Raw genomic sequence first — 19,583 nt, 5'->3', positions numbered from 1 at the left:
GTCTACGCTTGTTGTCGCGGGGCCAGACTGGGTGCTCAGCCAGGAGGTGGGAGCATGCCGGGAACGGGGCGGAATGCCCGAAACGCCGGAGCGGTCGGGTTTCTGGTGGCGGCGACGCTCGCCGTCGGGGACAGTGCCGCCGCCGCACCGAGTCCGATCAACCTGCAGACCACCGGCGGGCACCAGAGCTGGGCCGTCGCCATCAACTCGTCGGACACGTCGGTGGGGTACACCGACCAGGTCCGATCCTCGAACCACGTTCCCGCGCAATGGGATCGGACCGGTCGGCTCACTCCGCTGTCGCTGCCCGCGGACAACAAGGGCGGGGAGGCCACCGGCATCAACGACGCGGGCTTGGTCTCCGGTTATGTCTACGGTGCGGGCTGGATCCAGTCGGCCGTGACGTGGGACAAGAACGGCAACCGGACCACGCTGCCCACCCCCGACTCGCTGGACTCCATCGCGTTCGACGTCAACGAGCACGGTGTCGTCGTCGGGCAGACCTTCCAGTCGGTCGGCGGGCAGTACCGCGCCGCGCGCTGGGTCGACGGCCAGGTGACCCTGCTGGCGCCGCTCGCTGGTCGCGACCACTCCGCCCAGATCGCGCTGACCAGCGACGATGTCGTCGTCGGCAACTCGTTCACCAACACCCCCGGCGACATCGGCCGGGCCCCCACGCGCTGGGACGCCGACGGCACACCCACCGCCCTGCCCGTACCCGACGGCACGCAACGCGCGGAGGTCGACGGCGCGCGCGGTTCGATCGCCTACGGCTGGGTGTACACCGACGTTCCCGGCGGGCGCGGTTACCGGGTCCGCTGGGACCTGACCCACGGCAACACCATGTCCCCGATCGTCCCCCTCCCGGGTGACAGCGACGCGTTCCCGGCGGGCTCCAACAACCGCGGCACCCTCATCGGCATGTCCCGCGGCACGGTCAGTTCGGCCGTCAAGTGGACCGACGCCAACACCCCCGTCCGCCTCCCCACCTTCCCCGGCGACCAGTTCGCCGCCGCCTACGACATCAACGACTCCGGCGCCGTCGTCGGCGGCTCCGCCCCCATCGGCACCGGCACCGACTACCGGATCGTCGTCTGGGATCCGGCGGGCAACCTCACGACCTTGAAGTCGTTGCCCTTCCTCAACAACAGCACCCCCACCCGCATCAACGCCCACGACTCCGTCATCGGGTACGGCATCACTTACACCGGCGGCATTCCCTTCCACCGCTCCGTCCTCTGGCTCGGCCACCCGTAGGTCACCCCGGTCCGACGACACTGGCAGGTGCGTGTTCACCTGTGGTTGCTAACGTCGAGACCATGACTGGATTGATCCGGGATGAGGCGGTCCGCGTCGATCGGCTGCTTGACGCACAGGCCAAGGCCGCCGAGCTGTTCGCCGAGGTGGAAGCCAGGGGCATCGTGGCGCCCGGGGTGCGTGAGATCGAGGCGAGCAACGCGATCCGGGACCTGGCCGCCGACCTGTTCGGGGTGGATCGGTACTGGCACAAGAGGATCGTGCGCGCCGGGGTGAACACGCTGCACCCCTACCGGGAGAACCCACCGGACCGGGTCATCGGCGCCGACGACATCGTGTTCTGCGACTTCGGGCCGATCTTCGAGCAGTGGGAGGCCGACTTCGGCCGCACCTTCGTGCTGGGTTCGGACCCGGTGAAGCAGCGGCTGCGCGACGACCTCCCGGTGGTCTTCGGCGCGGGCCTGGAGTTCTTCGAAGCCGACCCGGGGGTCACCGGGGAGCAACTGTTCGCGCACGTCACCGCGGCGGCCGAGCGGGCGGGCTGGGAGTTCGGCGGATCGCACAGCGGCCACCTGGTCGGGCAGTTCCCGCACGAGACCATCAGCGGCGACAAGATCAGCTCCTACATCACGTCCGGCAACGACCAGCCGATGCGCCGCGCGGACCGAAACGGACAAACCTGCCACTGGATCCTGGAAATCCACCTGGTCGACCGGGACCGGCAGATCGGCGGCTTCTACGAGGAGCTGCTGGACCTCGGCCACGACACCGACGGCTGACCCGGGGTTGTCGCTGGTCACAGTGGACACCGCCGGCTCCGTTGTTAGGGTCGTCCACGTGACCGAGCGGATCATCGACCCACCGTGGCAGGGCATCGCAGGCGACCGCGTGCTCAACCGCGTCGCCGACCACCTGCACGCGCGTGTGCCCGGCCACCCACTGAGAGTCGCCATCGACGGCGCTGCCGACGCGGACAAGAACACCTTCGCCCACTCGCTCGCCGTAGCCATCGAAGCACGTGGACGCTCCGTGATCCGCCTGTCCGCGGACAGCCACGACCCGCAGACCTTCGCCCAGACCGCCGACGCCGCCCCCGAGAACGCCGTCCTGATCGTCACCGGCCGTGAGCCCCTGACCGCCCCGTGGGACGACATCGTCTTCCTCACCACCGACCGTGCACCTGCTCACCCGGACGAGGACACCCCGGCGGACCGCGCCACCATCGTGATCGACATCGGCGCCCACCCCGTCCTGCGCCGCGTCGGCGGCACCCACACCGCCACCGCGCAGTTGTTCTCCTACGGCACCCTGCAACTCCCGCAGGTCCAGGTCGCCCACTTCGGCCGCGAGCTCGCCGGCATCCCCGACACCCTGCCCGGCCACCGCACCGACTGGGTCACCATCACGGACCCGGCGGTCATCGCCGACAGCGGTACCGATCAACACCCCATCGTCCGCCCCACCGCCAACCCCGCCGACACCGTCCCCGGCACCGTCTTCACCATCACCACCACCGAACTGGCCGCCGCCGACACCTACGAAGTCGACGACTACCGCCGCGTCCCCGTCCACCTCGCCTCCGGCGCCACCGCCTGGTCCTACCTGGCCATCACCCCCTGACCAACCGGAGGGCCACCCGCAGGCAGGACGGCCCATCTCGGGTGAAAGTCGAGGTGGCGGACGCGCAAGTCGAGCTGCCCTGTAGTCCATTATGGACGGTCGGGGGGCTATCCGGGTGTTCCCGGCGGGCGTATCGTTGGTCCGCCGACAGCGCGTGGAATCGGGGTGCCGTGGTTGCCGAACTTCAGGTGTCGCCGGACTATCCGCCGTGTGGTGACGTGCCGATGTTGCCGCGACAACGGCGGCAGATCCTGTTGGCGGAGATCGCCACGGTGCTCGATGTCGGTGCGAACGCAGGGCAGTACGCGCGGTGGCTCCGCCGTGAGGTGGGGTTCGCCGGGCGCATCATCTCGTTCGAGCCGGTCCGCGAGGTCTACGACCACTTGGCCCTCGCCGCGGCCGACGACGACGCGTGGGACTGCCATCGCACTGCTTTGGGCGAGCGCAGCGGACAGTTGGAGATCACGGTGACGCAGGAGTCCGAGTTCTCCTCGGCGCTCGTCCCCGCCCCCCACGTTGTCGGCCACTGGCCCGGGGCGGCGGCCCGCGCCACCGAGCTCGTCCCGGTGACCACTCTCGCCGAGATCTGGCCCGACCTGGGCTGTGTGGGCCGGGTCTTCCTCAAGGTCGACGTGGAGGGCTACGAACTCGCCGTGCTGCGCGGCGCGGGCGCGGTGTTGTCCGGGGTGTCGTTGATAGAACTCGAGATCTCGGTCGCGCCGAACTTCCGCGGTGGGCCAGGATTGGCGGAAGTCCTGCACGCGCTCGATGAGGCAGGGTTCGACCTCGTCGCCCTGGAGCAGAACCACGGGGATCTCGAAGACGGCCAGATGCTGATGGTCGACGGTGTCTTCCGCAACCGCCGGGAGCTGTGAGCGCTATCCCCGGGGGCGATCGGCGTTGCGTTGGTCGCGCCACCGCACCCATGCCTGGATCTTGTCCAGTTCCTTGATGGTTCGCCCGTTGAGGCCCACGGCGATCAGCGTCGTTCCCGTTGCCACGACCTGGTCGCCGTAGCCGCCGACCGCACCCGGCGGATCGTCGGTGATGACCGCGCGCTCTATCGACGCGGGGTCGCGTCCTTCCCGGCCGCACCAGGCATCCAGCACCGCGTGCTTGTGCTTGAGCTCCTCGGGGCTGCCCATGCCGTGCCAGATGTCGGCGTGCCTGGCCACGGTACGCAGGGTTCGGCGCTCGCCCGTCCCGCCGATCATGACGGGAATCCGCCGGGTCGGTGCCGGGCTGAGTTGGGCGAAGCGGGCCTCGATCCGCGGCAGCGCCTCGTCGAGGACGTCCGCTCGGCTGCCCATCGTGCCGAACTCGTACCCGTACTCGGTGAAATCCCGCTCAGCCCACCCCGAACCCAGGCCGAGTACGAACCGACCCGCGCTCACGTGGTCGAGCGTGCGGCTCATGTCCGCGATGAGGTCCGGGTTGCGGTACGCCACGCAGCTCACCAGCGGCCCGATCTCGACGACACTGGTCTGCTCGGCCCAGGCCGCCAGCATGGTCCAGCACTCGAAGTTGCGGCCTTGGGGGTCGTCGCTCAACGAGAAGAAGTGGTCCCACGTGGTGACCATGTCCACGCCCAGGTCCTCCACGGCGCTGACCGCGTGCCTGATGTCCCGGTAGTCGACGTGCTCGGGTTCCAGGTGCGCGCCGATCCTGATCGGTCTCGCGTTCACGTCCGAGGACAACATCGGCTCATAGTAAGGGAAATCGTGCTCGCGCGGTGGAAATTCCTTGGTGCGCCAGTACCTCGACTGTCCCGAACCCGTGTGGGACAATCGGGGGTATGACGGCCGAGCGTACTCCGCAGCCGAATGCAGTCACCGCAACAGGTTCCCTCGCGGGCCGCGTCGCGCTCGTCACCGGGGCGGGGCGCGGGCAGGGACGAAGCCACGCCGTGGGGCTGGCCCGTGCGGGCGCCGACATCATCGCCGTCGACATCGGTCGCCCCATCGAGTCGGTGCCCTACTCCCTGTCCACGACGGCGGATCTCGACGAGACCGCGCGTCTGGTGCGGGCCGAAGGCCGCGCGATCGTCGCGGCACAGGCCGATGTGCGCGATCGGACGAGCCTGGAGACCGCGTTCCGGCGGGGGGTCGAGCAGTTCGGCGGCTGCGACATCGTGGTCGCCAACGCGGGCATCGCCCCAGTCACCCTCGACAGTGCCCACCCCGACGTGTTCAGGCACGTGCTCGACGTCAACGTCACCGGTGTCTGGCACACCGTGGAGGTCGCGCGCGAGTGTCTGGTCGGCAGCGGCCACGGTTCGGTGGTCATGATCGGCTCGACGTTCTCCGTGTCGGGGGTCGGGGGTGACTCTCCCGGCGCCATCGCGTACACGGCCAGCAAGCACGCCGTGCTGGGGCTGATGAGAACCTACGCGAACAGCCTTGGGCCGCAAGGGGTGCGGGTCAACGCGGTGCTGCCCGGCGGGGTCGACACGGCGATGGTGAACAACCCGCACAGCGAGGACTACTACGACCGGACGGGCATCGGCGCCCGGCTCGGCTCGCCGCTGCCCGTCGAGTTGGTGGAGCCCGCTGACATCACCCATGCCGTGGTGTGGCTCGGGTCCGACCTGGCCCGGTACGTCACCGGGATCGCCCTCCCCGTCGACGGGGGATTTCTCGCAGGCTGAACCGATTCGCAGGGAGCCCACCCACGTGACCACGTCATCGATCCCCGACATCGATCTCACTCCCCTGCTGACCCGGACGGACCACGCCGCCGAGCGGGCGGCGGGCGAACAGATGCGATCCGCGATCACCACCGTGGGACCGTTCACCATCAGCGGTGCGCTGCCCGAACCCGACCTGCTGCACGCCGTCGACCGGGCCACCCGGGCCTTTTTCGCCCAGCCGTTCGACGCCCGAATGGCGGTACACATCGACCGCTCGAAATACCACCGCGGATTCGCCCCCCTGGGCGAGGAACACGGGGGAACCGACCACAACGAGGTCTACGAACTCGCCCAGGACCTGCCCGCCGGGTGCGGGCGCGATCCCATGGCGGGTCCGAACCAGTGGCCGGACCTGGACGGTTTCCGTGAGCCGGTCGAGAAGTACTTCGCCCACATGCTGACGGTCGCCCGCGCGGTCTTCCGCGGCCTGGCCATCGCCATGGACGAGGCGCCCGACTACTTCGACCCCCATCTGCGGCAGCCGAGCACCGCCATGCGCCTGCTGCACTACCCGCACTACCCGCCCGGTGACCGCGACCGGACACTGCCCGCGTGCCACGAGCACACCGACTACGAGTGCTTCACCATCCTGCGGGCGAGTTCCCCCGGCCTGGAACAACGCACGGTCGACGGCGAATGGGTTGCCACACCGCCTGTTCCGGGCCGCTTGGCCGTGACCCTCGGCCAACTCATGGAGGTCTGGACCAACGGCGAGTTCCCCGCGACGACCCACCGGGTGCGCCAGAGCACCGGAGGCCGCTGCTCGTGGCCGGTGTTCTGCACCGTCGACTACTGGACGCCCGTGGCCCCACGCCCGCAGTTCGTGAGCGACGCCCGCCCCGCCCGCGCCCCCGTCATCGCGGGCCAACACCTGTGGTCGCAAACCGCCGAGGCGTTCTCCTACCTCGACGACCGGGTGCAGGCGGGCCACGTGTCTTTCACCGGCCAGGTCCACGACCCGGCTCGTGGCCGACAGGTACCGAGGCACTGAGGGAGGAGCCGTGCCTCCACTTCGGACCGACCGGTCAAAGAGCCGCAAGCCTGGCCTGGTGTCCCGACTCGTTGGCCGGTCGGACGGGGAACTACCACCGGCGGCTCTCGGCGCGGTGCGCTGGGGTGCCAGTGAGTTCCCGGGTCCGACCGGTAGCGCCGAGTTCCTGACCAAGACGTCGATCGGTTGGCGGGAACCGTGTTCGTGAAGCCGCATGGTCCGAGGCACTAGGGTCCGGCGGCGTCGACCTGGTCCCGCAGTCTGCGCGCTGCCACGTGGAACTCGTTCGCGCGCGAGTCCTCCGGGTACCGTGCGCGCAGTTCCCGCCGGAGTTCGTCGGCGACCATCGCCAGCGACGGCAGGGATTGGCGGGCGCTGGTCAGGGCGCGCAGCCCGACCTCGATCGCGTCGTCCAGTTCCGCGTTCCGCAGGTGTGCCGTGGCCACGGCGATGCGTGCCTCCGCGTTGCGCAAGGGAGTTCGCTCGGTGCCGTCGGCCAGCGTGCCGAGGCGGATGACGTGCTCGGCGTGGGTCAGGGCCAAGTCCGTCCGCCCGAGCACGCGCTCGCAGTCCATCTGCTGGAACTCGAACCGCCCGGGGTCGACGGAGAACTGGTGATCGGGATCGACGGTCTCGGACAGCGCCTCCAGGACTTCGCGACCGGCCCGAAGGTGTTCGTCGACCCGGTTGGCGTCACCCAGTCTGGCCCAGGTTCGGGCCGCGAGTCCCGCGGCCTGCGAGGAGACCGCGGTCATCGGGGCGGCTTCCTGCGCCGCGGCCGCCGCCCTGAGTGCCTCGTCGTGCCGGCCCTGGGTCAACCCGAACCAGGCACCCATCTCGTGCCCCCATCCGGCCATCGACCTGTCGTCGGTACGAGTCGCGGTTTCCAGACCCGACCGCCGCAGTTCCTGAGCGCGGCGGACGTGCCCCTGGTCGTATTCGACCGACGACCGCAGCAGCGTGAGCCAGCCGCCCAGGAGATGCAGGGGCTCGCTCACGTCGTCCGGCAGGTCCGGCGTGGCGGCGGCATCGATCAATGTCACCCACGAGAGGGCGTCCGTGGACAGCGCTGCCGGTGACCTCGTCGGGTAGTCACCGCAGAGGTGGTCGACCACAGTTTTCAGTCCTGCCAGCGCTTCCTCGACCCGGCCCGCCCGCACCAGGGAGGCGGTGTGCTGCCGTTCGGCAAATGAGAGGTCCGTGCGAGGCGGTGCGGCCTCAGCGAAGAGGCCCGCCGTGACGGTGCCGAACAAGCGGGCCAGAGCCGACCTGACCGCGGCGGGGGGACGGTTGCCCCGTTCCCAGGAGAGCCAGTCGTCCGGACCCGGACTGGAATCGTGGTCCGTGGTGAGCAGACGGCCGAGCTCCGCCGCCGCTGTGCGCTCGTCCCAGCCCCGAGCACACCGTTCCGCACGCAACCGGACAACCCACAGGTCCGTCACGCCGGTGCCGCGTCGCCGAGTTGCGCGCGCAGCTCGGACACCGGGCACGTCAGCCGCGCCTGGATGTCGTGCCCGTGAATGCTCTCGTAGCTCTCCGCGGCCACCGTGAGGGTCGCTTCCGCGGCGATGCGGGGGTGTCGCGCGGCAGCCGCCGCGGTGTCGCGCACGACGTCTTCGACGAACTGGGCGCGAAGGTGGACTCGCTTGACCAACTCGTACTCGTCCGGTCGCTTGAGCAGCTCGCTCGTCAGTGTCGTTCCGGCGCTGATGACGTCCATCAGGTCGGCATACGTCGGCACGGGAACGGCCGCCGGGTCATCGGAGCTGGGTACGCCCACCGTCACCGTCACCCGTCCCTTCTGGCTGTGCGTCGCCACCGGCACGGCGACCCTGGCCGCGGCGCGGGCGGCGGCGACCTCCTCGGGAGAACCGTTGGCGTGACCGAAGTGGGCGAGCAGGTCATCGAGCGCGTAGGCCTGCATGCAGGGACACGCCGTCATGGTCGTCGCCGACAAGCTGACCTCGACCCGACCGGCCCCCGGAGCCAGCCGCGCGGCCGCGCCCACCACGACCCGATCGCGCGAAGCCAGCCCGGTCACCCTGGTCTGGTTGGTGAGAACCCATTCGCCGCTCAGATGGGCCCAGGCAGCGGGCATCCGTTGCGTGCCGGAGATCTGGCGGGCCACGAGAACCGCCGCGCTCGCCAGTGCCCCGGTGCCCTGGGACGCCTCGCCGAGGGCGACTTCCATCCTGGACATGTGGATGCCGCGCTGACCACGGCTCAGCGAGCAGCCGACAACCACGTCACACAGGATGACCGCGCTGCCGAAAAGGGGATCGGTCACCGCGAACGGCGCACGCTGGTTGAAGATCGATACCTCGTCCACCGACAACGGCGTCTCGGGCGCCTGGGCGGGAACATCGTGCTCCAAGTCGACCTTGGCAGCGGGTAACACGTCCTGCTCAACCGGAGTGGTGGTCACCGGATCTCCTTCGGTGCGAGGGGGTTTCAGGCGGGTGTCACGCGCTGGTGATGCCCTCGGGTGCCCACGGGTCGGCCCCGGGGCGGCGGTAGCGGAGGAACACCTCCCCGGCCGCCCCCACTCGCCACTCGGGCAACGTCAGCGGTGTTGGTGTGAGGATCGCCGATGTGCTTGGCGTGCCGCCGTCCCCCAACACCCACGGCGTCACCGTGAGAAAGAGCTCGTCGAGCAACCCGGCCCGTACCAGGGAACCGACCAGGTGCCCACCCCCCTCACACAGCACGCGGATCGTGCGGCCATCCGCCGCACCGCCGAGTACCCGCCGCGCCCAACAGGCCACAGCCCCGACAGCAGCAGCCAACGACTCGCCGGCCGCCGCAAGCAGTTCCACCCCCGCAGGCACCGGACTGGACGCCACCCCCGGAGAGGACGCGTCCCGCACAATCGCCATGGGGCAGTCAGAAGTCCAAAACGGCGAGGAGAAGTCGAAGTCAAGCGACCGACACAACACCGCGATCGGCGGAACGACACGAGCGAGCCTGCCCACCGCGACCGCCGCGTACCGCTCATGCCGGAACTGGATGCGCCGCCTGCTGTCGGCCCGCGCCGTACCAGCCCCGTAAAGCAGGACGTCAGCCTGCGACCGAACCGCCTCCAACACCTGACGATCGTCATCGGAGCCCAGCACCGGAACGTCCGGATGCCAGATCCGCCCGTCAACGGAGGCAGCCAGACACGCCGCCACGCTGATATCGCTACTCACGGCTCAAGCCATTCCAGTTCATGCGGAGAAGCCTGCCTCAGCGACTTATCGATGCACTACCTGCAAGAGCGGCATTTGACGAACACCAGGCGCCCCCCATCCTCCGATGCCCCCTCCACAGACGTCAAGCCGCAACACCCGAATGCACCCCCACCCAGACACCCCACGGCCCGCCCCCAGACCCCCCACCGAAGACGCCCCACACGCCCACAGCCCGCCTCCCCACGCCCCCAAGCGATTGCGTCCGCCCCCGGCCCCGTCCACACCCTCACCGACACTTCCCACACCCCCGTCGCCTACGCCATTGCCATCAATCTCCCCGCAGCGACGTCGACCCCTTTTTCAGAATACGCTCGACAAGTCCCCAAACATTTTCGCGAGCGTTTAAATTCTCCATCCCACCGGACGCCGCATACAGGTGGCCGGACACGAAGCTATTCGCCCGTGAGTGCCCCAAGCTCCGAAGTTGATCGCCGCCGGAGATCGAGAAGCGGTCCGGCCAAGCGAGTCGCGCCCACCGAGAGTCACTCGCCCGACTGTCGATGTTGTCCATGTTCTCGGTGCCCCGGGCAGGCTCGTACCCCATCCGCCCGACCCCCGGACGGGTGTCCGGGGGCGAAGCCCACCGGGCGGCCTGGGGTCGCACCCCAGAAGAAATGACGAGCGCCCCGGCCCGCGCTCTCCGCGGGCATGGACACGCCAAGCTCGTGCCCCCGGCAGGACTCGAACCTGCGACCAAGAGCTTAGAAGGCTCCTGCTCTATCCGCTGAGCTACGGGGGCTTGGGCCGTGCGGCCGAGGCTGCACAGTAGTCCGCTCACGGGACTGATCGTTGTAGGCGGGCTCACCGTTTCCGCCTGGAACTGATCGGGTGACGAACGCCGCTTTGGTACGCCCGTTCGGGGGAGGGGTGGTCGCGCTACGCGTGCGGGAGTCTGGTTACCGCGTGTTCGGTGAGCGGTTGCAGCAGGTGCAGGAGGGCGGCCTCGGAGATGTCGCGTTTGTCCACCGCGACCAGCAGGGATCTGTCGGGGCGGATGTCGACGGCTGCGGTGCACGTGCGGTAGCCGTCGGCGGTTGCGCAGTGCAGCCACGTGGGGTAGCCGAGGGTGGACTCGGCGTGGCCCTCGGGTTGGTCGCGGCGGACTTGGGGGAGGGGTTTGTGGAAGGCGACCAGGGCGAGGTCTCCGGTGGCGCCGTTCGCCAGGGGGTAGTCGCAGGCGTCGGGGAAGGTGGCGGTGCTCTTGCGCGGGGGTGCGGCGAGGCCGCCTGCGGCGGTGAGGTCCGTGGGGGTCAGTAACCCGCACAGGTCGACGCCTTCGAGGGATAGCGGTGACGGAACGGTGGCTTTGGTGGTGACCGTGGTGACCGCGCCGAAACCGGCGGCGGGTACCGGGCGGCCCGCCACGGGTGCGCCACACGCGGCCAGCAGCGCGCCGCAGGCGACTACGAACACAGCCATCCTCACGCCTACCACGGTAATGCCTGACCGGTTTGTGTGTGATTACCCCAACCCCGGCTCTTATGGGAATCGGCGCCCCTCGGAGTCGTCCGGTCGGGCTACTACGCTCGGACCCGTGCCTCTTGACAGCTCCACCGCGACCCGGCGCCCGGGATCGGGCCTGGCTCCGCTGATCGTGGTCGGGGGGCTGCTCGCGGCCCTTGTCGGTGCCGCGCTCGTGGCGGCGTCGGGCGCCAATCCCTACGAGATCGAGGGATTGCCGACCCCGGACGCGTTCACCGAACACGCGTTGACGGTCGTGCGCGTGTTCACCGAGATCGGTTGCGTTGTCACTGTCGGTTCACTGTTGTTCGCCGCGTTCCTCGTACCGCCGCAGAGTTCCGGGGTCCTCGACGTCGGCGGTTATGCCGCGTTGCGGATGGCGTCGTGGGGTGCGGCGGTCTGGTTCATCGGCGCGTTGGCCTCCGCGCCGTTCACGGCCGCTGACGCGGTGGGCCAATCGATCACGACGGTGCTGCGGGGCGATGTCCTCTTTGACCTCGTCGGCTCGTTGTCCCAGTCGCAGGCGTGGTTGCTGACCGCCGGTATCGCGCTCGTTGTTCTTGTCGCGACGCGGTTCGTGTTGTCGTGGGGGTGGACGGCGGCCCTGTTCGTTGTCGCTGTCGTGGGGATCGTGCCGGTGGCCGTGACCGGGCACTCTTCCGCGGGTGGCCAGCACGACGTGGCGACCAACAGCCTCCTGTTCCACCTCGTCGCCGCCGCGCTGTGGGTCGGGGGTCTTATCGCGTTGCTGGCGCACGGACGCCGACGTGGTGAGCACCTCGCGCTCGCCGCGAGTCGCTTCTCTCGTATGGCCTTCGTGTGCTGGTTGGTGATGGCCGTATCGGGCGTTGTTAACGCCCTCGTCCGGCTTCCGCTCAGCGACCTCTTCTCGACCTGGTACGGCGCGCTCGTTCTCGCCAAGACCGCCGCGCTGCTGATCCTGGGGGTGTTCGGCTACTTCCAGCGTGAGCGGGGGGTGCGCGGGATCGTCGAGAAGGGCACCGGCGGGGCACTGGTCCGGCTGGCCGCCGTCGAGGTGTTGATCATGATCCTGACCATCGGCATCGCCGCCGCGCTGGCCAGGACCCCACCGCCGCAGCTCAACGCGACCGAGCCCGGCCCGGTCGAACTCGCCCTGGGCTACCCGATCGACCAGGCGCCGACGCTGGCCAACCTGCTGTTCGCCTGGCGGTTCGACCTCGTCTTCGGCACCGCGGCGATCGTGCTCGCCGGTCTCTACCTGCGCGGGTTCCTGCGGCTGCGAGCCAAGGGGATCGCCTGGCCGATCGGCAGGCTCGTCTCCTGGTTGGCGGGCTGCTTCGTGATCCTGTTCGCCACGTCGTCCGGGTTCGGCCGCTACTCGCCGTCGATGTTCAGCGTGCACATGGAAGCGCACATGATGCTGTCCATGTTGGCACCGGTGCTCTTGGTCCTCGGAGCACCGGTGACCTTGACGCTGAGGGTGCTACCTGCCGCCGGTAAGGACGCCCCGCCCGGTCTGCGCGAGTGGGTGCTGGCGTTCGTCCACTCGCCTGTGTCCAGGTTCCTCACGCATCCCGTAGTCGCTCTCGTGCTGTTCGTGGGCTCGTTCTACGGTCTCTACCTGACCGGGCTGTTCGACGCGGCACTGGAGCAGCACTGGGCGCACCTGGTGATGAACGCGCACTTCCTGCTCGTCGGCTACATCTTCTACTGGCCCGTGATCGGCACCGACCCCGCGCCGCGCAGGCTGCCGCACCTGGGCCGCCTCGGCCTGGTGTTCGCGTCAATGCCGTTCCACGCGTTCTTCGGCGTGATCCTGATGAGCATGCAGACCGTCATCGGCGAGCGCTTCTACCAGGGCCTCGGGCTGCCGTGGAACACCGACCTGCTCGGTGACCAGCGGCTCGGCGGCGGCATCGCCTGGGCGTCCGGCGAGGTGCCGCTGCTGATCGTCCTGCTCGCCCTGCTGGTCCAGTGGTCGCGCGCGGACGACCGGGAGGCCCGCCGCTCCGACCGCCGGGTCGACGAGGGCACCACCGACGACCTCGACGCGTACAACGCGATGCTCCGCCACCTGGCCGAGGGCAAGCACCAACCATGATCGCGAGTTGTCCACACCCGGGGCGGCCGTCCCCAGCCTGACCCGGACCGCCGCCAACCCCCGGTTCCGGCGGGCACCCTGGTCCCGGCAGCGCCCGACGGCGGCGCGCGAAACCGGGAGGACACGATGAACGAGACCATGATCACGCTGGTCGGCCGGGTGGTCGGCGACGTGACCGCCCGCCGCTACCCCGAGGACAAGCAGCTCGTCCGGTTCCGGATGATGGCCAAGGAACGCCGCTACCTGCGGGAGAACGACGCCTGGGTGGACGGCGAGACCCTGTTCCTGACCGTCAACTCGTGGGACGGGTTGGGCGCCGCGGTCCGCGGCACCCTGCACCGCGGTGACCGGGTGATCGTGTACGGCAGGCTCCGGCACCGCGACCAGCGCTCCGCCGACGACGACCCGCACCGCTTCGAGGCCCTGGTCGACGCCCGCGCGATCGGCGCGGACGTGCTGTTCCAGGACATCGCCATCACCCGGCCGAACTGGGTGACCACCGGCTCCACCGACCACAGCGACCCGGTCGAGACAGCGGGGTCGACAGTGGGCTCGACGGCGGCCACCGCCCCGCTGCTCCCGTTCGACCTGCCCGAACCGCTTGAACGGGCGGCCTGAGGTGTTTGCGATGACCACGCACGGGGCATGTCCCGCGCTGAGCGAACACGGAGGGTGGACCCGGCCAACCCGCAGGCCACCCGGGCGACCGCGCGCCGATCGGATCTTGGCCGGTGGGCGGGGTCGTCCGGGGCGCCCCGGCGGCCGCCGGGGCACGCTCTCCGCGACCACTGACGTTCGGCTGAACTCCGACAGGGGCACCCAGCCGGGCGATCCCCCCGACAATCCGTCCCCCCGGTCGCGCTCAGGGGCGACGACCGACCACTCTACGATCGCGAGCATGGCCGAGTTCATCTACACCATGAAGAAGGTGCGCAAGGCGCACGGGGACAAGGTCATCCTTGATGACGTCACCCTCCAGTTCCTGCCCGGGGCGAAGATCGGGGTGGTTGGTCCCAACGGCGCGGGCAAGTCCAGCGTCCTGAAGATCATGGCCGGGCTCGACCAGCCCAACAACGGCGAGGCGTTCATCTCGCCCGGCTACACCGTTGGCATCCTGCAGCAGGAGCCGCCGCTCAACGAGGAGAAGACCGTCCTGGGCAACGTCCAGGAGGCCTTCGGCGAGATCAAGCTCAAGCTCGACCGGTTCAACGAGATCGCCGAGCTGATGGCCACCGACTACTCCGACGAGCTGATGACGGAGATGGGCGGCCTCCAGGAGGAGCTCGACCACGCCGACGCGTGGGACCTGGACTCCCAGTTGGAGCAGGCGATGGACGCGCTGCGCTGCCCGCCGCCGGACTCCGAGGTCTCCGTGCTCTCCGGTGGTGAGCGCCGCCGGGTCGCGCTGTGCAAGCTGCTGCTGTCCAAGCCCGACCTGCTGCTGCTCGACGAGCCGACCAACCACCTGGACGCCGAGAGCGTGCTCTGGCTCGAACAGCACCTCGCGCAGTACGCGGGCGCCGTCCTCGCCGTCACCCACGACCGGTACTTCCTGGACAACCTGGCCGAGTGGATCCTGGAGATCGACCGCGGCCGCACGTACCCGTACGAGGGCAACTACTCCACCTACCTGGAGAAGAAGGCCGAGCGGCTCGCCGTCCAGGGCAAGAAGGACCAGAAGCTGCAGAAGCGGCTCAAGGAGGAGCTGGCCTGGGTCCGCTCCAACGCCAAGGCCCGGCAGACCAAGTCGCGCTCCCGCCTGGAGCGCTACGAGGAGATGGCCGCGGAGGCGGAGAAGACCCGCAAGCTCGACTTCGAGGAGATCCAGATCCCGCCGGGCCCGCGTCTGGGCAGCGTGGTGGTCGAGGTGGAGAAGCTGCGCAAGGGCTTCGACAACCGGGTGCTCATCGACGGTCTCTCCTTCGACCTGCCGCGCAACGGCATCATCGGCGTGATCGGCCCCAACGGCGTCGGCAAGACCACCCTGTTCAAGACGATCGTGGGCCTGGAGCAGCCGGACGCGGGCAACGTCAAGATCGGCGAGACGGTGCTGCTGTCCTACGTCGACCAGGGCCGGGCCAACATCGACCCGAAGAAGACGGTGTTCGAGACGGTCTCCGGCGGCCTGGACTACATCCAGGTCGGCCAGGTCGAGATGCCGTCGAGGGCCTACGTCAGCGCCTTCGGGTTCAAGGGTCCGGACCAGCAGAAGCCCGCGGGCGTGCTCTCCGGCGGTGAGCGCAACCGGCTGAACCTGGCGTTGACCCTCAAGCAGGGCGGCAACCTGATCCTGCTCGACGAGCCCACCAACGACCTCGACGTGGAGACCCTGGGTTCGCTGGAGAACGCGCTCGAGCAGTTCCCCGGCTGCGCGGTGGTGATCTCCCACGACCGGTGGTTCCTCGACCGCACCTGCACGCACATCCTGGCCTGGGAGGGCACCCCGGAGAACCCGGCCCAGTGGTTCTGGTTCGAGGGCAACTTCGAGGGGTACGAGCGCAACAAGGTGGAGCGGTTGGGCGCGGACGCCGCCCGCCCGCACCGGGTGACCTACCGCAAGCTCACCCGGGACTAGACGGGGGAGCGGCGAGGTGGCGGCCTGGAACGAGTTATCCGCGGCGGGACCGGCCGAGAGCGCCGCGCTCGTGGCCGCGGCCGAGGAACTGCGCTGGCGCGCGCCCGAACTGGCGGTCCAGTTCGCCGCGGGCGCCCTGCGCGCCCCGGCCGCGTCCGAGGCGACGGCGACCTCGGCCCGGGTGGTGCTCGGCGGGTCGCTGGTGCGGCTCGGCAGACACGCCGAGGCGGTCGAGCCCGCGCTCGCCGCCCTGCACGCGGTCACCGGCGGCGGCCTGGTCGAACGGGCCGCCGCCGTGCGGGTCGCGCTCGCCGCCTGCGCGCGGGTGCTCGGCGAGCCCCTGGCCGGCTGCGAACTGCTCCGGCCGGTGCTGCAGACCTCGACGGCGGCTCCCGCCACCCGGGCGCTCGCGCTCGGGCAGTTCGTGGCCTGCGCCGCGCACGTCGGCGGCCGGGACGACCTGGAGGACGCGCTCACCGAGGCCGATCGGCTGCTGGCCGCCGACACCGACCTCGGTCAGGACGGGCGCAGGCTCGAACGCGCCCTGCTGTGCGTGCGGGCCGCCTCCTACCACCGCCGCCACGGCGACACCGAGGCCGCCACCGAGGCCGCCCGGGACGGCCTCGCCCTGATCGACAAGCTCAGCGGCGCCGGGGTCGAGGCAGGCCTGGCACGGGCCAGGCTGGTGCTGGAGCTGGTCTGCGCCCAACTCGACGACGGCGACCTCGACGACGCCGTCGCCGCCGCGGCGACCGTGCTCGACGCCCCGGTCCGGGCCACCTCGGCGCTCGCCCTCGGCAGGCTCCGGTTGGCCATGGCCACCCGGGTCCACCTGCCCTCCGGTCGCGCCGAACTGGGCCGCGCCCTGCTCACCGACGTGGTCTGGCTCGCCGAACGCCACCACCTCGACTCGCTGCTCGCCGACGCGTGGACCTTCCTCGCGCACGCCGAGGAGGAAGCGGGCCACCACGTCGACGCCCTGCACGCCCTGCGGTCCGCCCGCGCCGCCGAGTACCGCTACCTGCGGGCCGCCGAGTCCGCCCGAGCCGCGCTGATCACCGAGGTCGGCGCGGTCCGCGACCCGGAGAGCGCGGTCAGTCTGCTGCGCGCCACCGTCCGGCAGGCCCCCGCCGAGCACACCCCGCACGCGGGCACCGAGTCCACCGCCACCGTTCCCCTGCAGGTCGAGCGCACTTCGCGCGCCCACACCCGCGCGGCCCGCCGCCGCGCCGACGCCGTCGAGCCCGGGGAACCCGCGGACGTGGAGACCACCACCCCCATGCCGGTCACCAAGGTCGATCCGGCCACCCCCACCGGCAAACACGGCGAGCCGACCGACAGCAAGTCCCCCAAGACCACCGAGTCCACGACCCGACCTGATTCGCCCGAAGCCCAGGACACCGAGCCCACCGCCAACGAGCGTGTGACCAAGAGCGGCGCCGAGCCCGCCCGGGACAAGAGCAGCAAGAAGGTCGACCGTGCGCCGGAGACTGCCGCCGGTCGAGGGGGTAAGTCCGCGTCGGCAGGCACCTCGCGCAAGGAGTCCGCGCGGTCACGCAGGCGCCGGGTGGAAGACGTGGGTGTCGCCGGGGATGAGCCGACCGACGCGTACCCGGTGGCGGAGGACTCGTTCGCGGTGACGCTGGTGCGCGTGTGGCCCAAGGGCGTCGCGGAGCCGGTGGACCCGGAGGAGCCGCCGCTGCCGGTCGGGGGCGAGGTCACCCTCAACGCCCTGGCGATCCACGTGCGGGACCTGGCGCCGTCGAACGCGGAACTGCTCCGGTCGGACCGGGGCGAGTTCGCCGTCCTGCTCCCGTCGACGACCCGCGCCGACGCCGAGGCGCTGGCCAAGGCGATCCGGGACACCGCGCCCGAGGCCCAGTGGTTGATCGACGACCAGGGCCAGGAGCTCATGATCAGCACCGGGGTGGCGGCGGGCCCCGGCACCGTGGACGGCCCCGCGGACGGTGTCGAGGCGTTGCTCTTGGCCGCCCGCGCCGCCTTGGTCGTCCCCGAGCCGTCGAGTCCCGCGCCCGTTGTGCTGCGCCGGACCGAGCGCCTGCACCGGACCTCCGAACAGCTCGCCGACACCGTCGAGAGCCTCCGCAACTCCGGTGCCATCCCACGGCAAACCCGCTCCGACGAAGACGAGCCAACCGCCCCGATCGACGCCGTCCACGACGACCAGGCCCACGACGACCAAGCCCACGACGGCGAGCCCCGTGACCAAGAGGCCGGCGTCGACGAGACCCGCGATCACGAGACCCCCGACTACGAGACCGACGACCCGGTCAGCACCAACACCGGTGCGATCGGCCGCCGCGCCGCCCGTCGCGCCAAGTCGACCGAGGAGTCCACACCGGACGAAGGCGTCCAGTCGATGCTCAGCCGCTTCGGCCGCACCCCCGAGCCAGGTGGCCGCCGCCGTGCCCCCGACGGCGAGGACGACTACTACGACCCCAACGCCCTCGTCGGCACCAACCTCCCGGCCCCACCCATGCTCCCCCCCGGCATGGCCCCCGACGCCGACCCCAGCGGATCATGGCCGTCCCCCGAGCCAGATCCGCCGCGCCCCGATGACCCCACCCCACCGACCGCGAGCAAGATCAGCGAAACCCTCGCCGCCGAGCCCACCACCAACCCCAGCGGCGTGTGGCCCGCCATCCGAACGGGCGAGTCCAGCGGCACCTGGTTCACCGCGGACGCCACCGAGGCCCGGCCACATCGCCCCGGCGAGACGAGCGGCGTGTGGGCGGCCATCACCCCACCCCCACCCGCCAAGCCCAGCGACCTCTCGGAAGCCGAGGCGGGCGACTCCCGGCATGGTTCGGACGAGCGCGGCAGTGCCCGCTCGGCGCCAGATCCCGTGGACACAGGTCATTCCCCACCCGCGCCCGGTGAATCCAGTGCCACCTGGTCGACATCGGGTGATTCCGGACCGCGGCACGGTTCGGCTGATGACCCGGCCTGGTCGGCCGCGTCGGGGCGGCCGGAGAGCGACCGCGTCGGCGCGAGAGGCGAGTCCGGGCGGCGGGCCGGGGAGAACAGCGGTGTCTGGTCGGCCGGGCAGGTGAGTGCCGAGCCCACCGGTACCGATCGCCAGGCCATCGATTTCGCCGCCCGGTTGCGCGGTCTGCCGCGCACCACCGCCGCCAGCACCGAGATCACCCCGGCCGAGGAGGAAATCCCGGTCGAGGACCTGGACGACCGGACCACCCTGCCCACGCGCAGGCGGCGTTCGCCGAGCAGCAGGCGGGAGCGCACCAACCCCAGTGGTCTCGCCGACCTGCTCGCCGAGGCACTGGTCGCCTTCAAGGCCACCCAACCCGATGACGACCCACCCGCCGTCGACTGGCCGCCCCCCGCGGAGTCGGCCAGTGAGCCCCAACGCCTCGGCGACCTGTTGCGCTCCACCGACATCCCCCAGCCGGACGACGGTGCGAAGACCCGGCCGACCGGTGAGCTGCCCCGCTGGTCCCGCATGTCGACCGAGTCGCACTGGCCGGACCAACCCACTTGGCCCACCCCCAGCACCGACGGCGCCACCTGGGCGGCCGATGCCCGCGCCGCCGAGCCGACCGAGCGCCCCACCCGCCGTTCCTCCTCGTCCCCGCTGCGCGGCCGGCACCGGTCCTCCGAGTGGGCGCCCGCCGACTTCGAAAGCGGCTGATCCCACC

16 protein-coding genes and 1 tRNA gene are annotated in these 19,583 nt (G+C 70.5%); 11 read left to right on the top strand and 6 right to left on the bottom strand.

The annotated features are described in order from the left end of the window. Positions 1–54 precede the first annotated feature (54 nt). The 4 genes from H504_RS0101350 to H504_RS0101335 all read left to right on the top strand — a co-directional run bounded on the left by H504_RS0101350 (position 55) and on the right by H504_RS0101335 (position 3,752). Positions 55–1,257, top strand: a complete 1,203-nt coding sequence (locus H504_RS0101350) for a hypothetical protein (protein WP_157440145.1) — start codon at positions 55–57, stop codon at positions 1,255–1,257. Positions 1,258–1,319: 62 nt separating this feature from the next. After that, a complete protein-coding gene (locus H504_RS0101345) occupies positions 1,320–2,036 on the top strand; it encodes a M24 family metallopeptidase (protein WP_026421284.1) in 717 nt (238 codons plus the stop codon). Positions 2,037–2,094: 58 nt separating this feature from the next. Beyond that, a complete protein-coding gene (locus H504_RS42270; RefSeq protein WP_211239236.1) occupies positions 2,095–2,877 on the top strand; it encodes a gamma-glutamylcyclotransferase in 783 nt (260 codons plus the stop codon). 224 nt (positions 2,878–3,101) lie between these two features. Then, positions 3,102–3,752 (top strand): FkbM family methyltransferase, encoded by a 651-nt coding sequence (locus H504_RS0101335; protein ID WP_026421282.1) that lies wholly within the window; start codon positions 3,102–3,104, stop codon positions 3,750–3,752. A 3-nt stretch (positions 3,753–3,755) separates the two neighbouring features. Here the strand turns inward: H504_RS0101335 and H504_RS0101330 are convergent, their stop codons facing one another. Next, positions 3,756–4,577, bottom strand: coding sequence for an LLM class F420-dependent oxidoreductase (locus tag H504_RS0101330; RefSeq protein ID WP_035302975.1), 822 nt, complete (start codon positions 4,575–4,577; stop codon positions 3,756–3,758). Between the two features lie 95 nt (positions 4,578–4,672). On the opposite strand from H504_RS0101330, the gene H504_RS0101325 reads away from it, so the two are divergent. Genes H504_RS0101325 through H504_RS40740 form a run of 3 tightly spaced genes read left to right on the top strand, consistent with a single transcriptional unit; the run spans position 4,673 to position 6,765 of the window. After that, positions 4,673–5,524, top strand: coding sequence for a mycofactocin-coupled SDR family oxidoreductase (locus H504_RS0101325; protein WP_026421280.1), 852 nt, complete (start codon positions 4,673–4,675; stop codon positions 5,522–5,524). Positions 5,525–5,549: 25 nt separating this feature from the next. Beyond that, entirely contained in the window at positions 5,550–6,557 is a 1,008-nt protein-coding gene (locus H504_RS32780; RefSeq protein WP_051385378.1) for an isopenicillin N synthase family dioxygenase, read from the top strand. A gap of 58 nt (positions 6,558–6,615) precedes the next feature. Beyond that, on the top strand, positions 6,616–6,765 hold the full coding sequence (locus tag H504_RS40740; RefSeq protein WP_157440144.1) for a hypothetical protein: 150 nt from the start codon (positions 6,616–6,618) through the stop codon (positions 6,763–6,765). A gap of 19 nt (positions 6,766–6,784) precedes the next feature. Here H504_RS40740 and H504_RS0101315 read toward each other — a convergent pair whose 3' ends face one another. The 5 genes from H504_RS0101315 to H504_RS0101295 form a co-directional block, all read right to left on the bottom strand. Next, on the bottom strand, positions 6,785–7,999 hold the full coding sequence (locus tag H504_RS0101315) for a hypothetical protein (protein WP_026421279.1): 1,215 nt from the start codon (positions 7,997–7,999) through the stop codon (positions 6,785–6,787). Continuing rightward, positions 7,996–8,982 (bottom strand): GTP cyclohydrolase, FolE2/MptA family, encoded by a 987-nt coding sequence (locus H504_RS0101310; protein WP_026421278.1) that lies wholly within the window; start codon positions 8,980–8,982, stop codon positions 7,996–7,998. Before H504_RS0101310 ends, H504_RS0101315 begins: the two co-directional genes overlap by 4 nt. Positions 8,983–9,019: 37 nt before the next feature. After that, positions 9,020–9,727, bottom strand: a complete 708-nt coding sequence (locus H504_RS0101305) for a dihydrofolate reductase family protein (RefSeq protein WP_281173577.1) — start codon at positions 9,725–9,727, stop codon at positions 9,020–9,022. A 726-nt stretch (positions 9,728–10,453) separates the two neighbouring features. Beyond that, positions 10,454–10,526, bottom strand: a tRNA-Arg gene (locus tag H504_RS0101300). 137 nt (positions 10,527–10,663) lie between these two features. After that, positions 10,664–11,206 carry a DUF3558 family protein gene (locus H504_RS0101295; protein ID WP_084467281.1) on the bottom strand — a complete coding sequence of 181 codons (543 nt, stop codon included), beginning with the start codon at positions 11,204–11,206 and terminating at the stop codon, positions 10,664–10,666. A 115-nt stretch (positions 11,207–11,321) separates the two neighbouring features. Here H504_RS0101295 and H504_RS0101290 point away from each other — a divergent pair, with 115 nt between their 5' ends. From H504_RS0101290 to H504_RS38265, 4 genes are all read left to right on the top strand, one after another. Beyond that, positions 11,322–13,331 carry a bifunctional copper resistance protein CopD/cytochrome c oxidase assembly protein gene (locus H504_RS0101290; RefSeq protein WP_026421275.1) on the top strand — a complete coding sequence of 670 codons (2,010 nt, stop codon included), beginning with the start codon at positions 11,322–11,324 and terminating at the stop codon, positions 13,329–13,331. Positions 13,332–13,457: 126 nt separating this feature from the next. Further along, positions 13,458–13,949: a single-stranded DNA-binding protein gene (locus H504_RS38270; protein ID WP_051385377.1), complete on the top strand. Its 492-nt coding sequence runs from the start codon at positions 13,458–13,460 to the stop codon at positions 13,947–13,949. A 280-nt stretch (positions 13,950–14,229) separates the two neighbouring features. After that, positions 14,230–15,906 (top strand): energy-dependent translational throttle protein EttA, encoded by a 1,677-nt coding sequence (gene ettA, locus H504_RS0101280; RefSeq protein ID WP_026421274.1) that lies wholly within the window; start codon positions 14,230–14,232, stop codon positions 15,904–15,906. Between the two features lie 16 nt (positions 15,907–15,922). Beyond that, positions 15,923–19,576 (top strand): hypothetical protein, encoded by a 3,654-nt coding sequence (locus H504_RS38265; RefSeq protein WP_051385376.1) that lies wholly within the window; start codon positions 15,923–15,925, stop codon positions 19,574–19,576. The last annotated feature ends 7 nt before the right edge of the window (positions 19,577–19,583 follow it).

Origin of the sequence: Actinokineospora inagensis DSM 44258, assembly GCF_000482865.1 — a bacterium.
GTDB lineage: Bacteria > Actinomycetota > Actinomycetes > Mycobacteriales > Pseudonocardiaceae > Actinokineospora > Actinokineospora inagensis.
The sequence above is the reverse complement of the archived record's forward strand: the minus strand, read 5'-3'. Positions and strand labels throughout refer to the sequence as shown.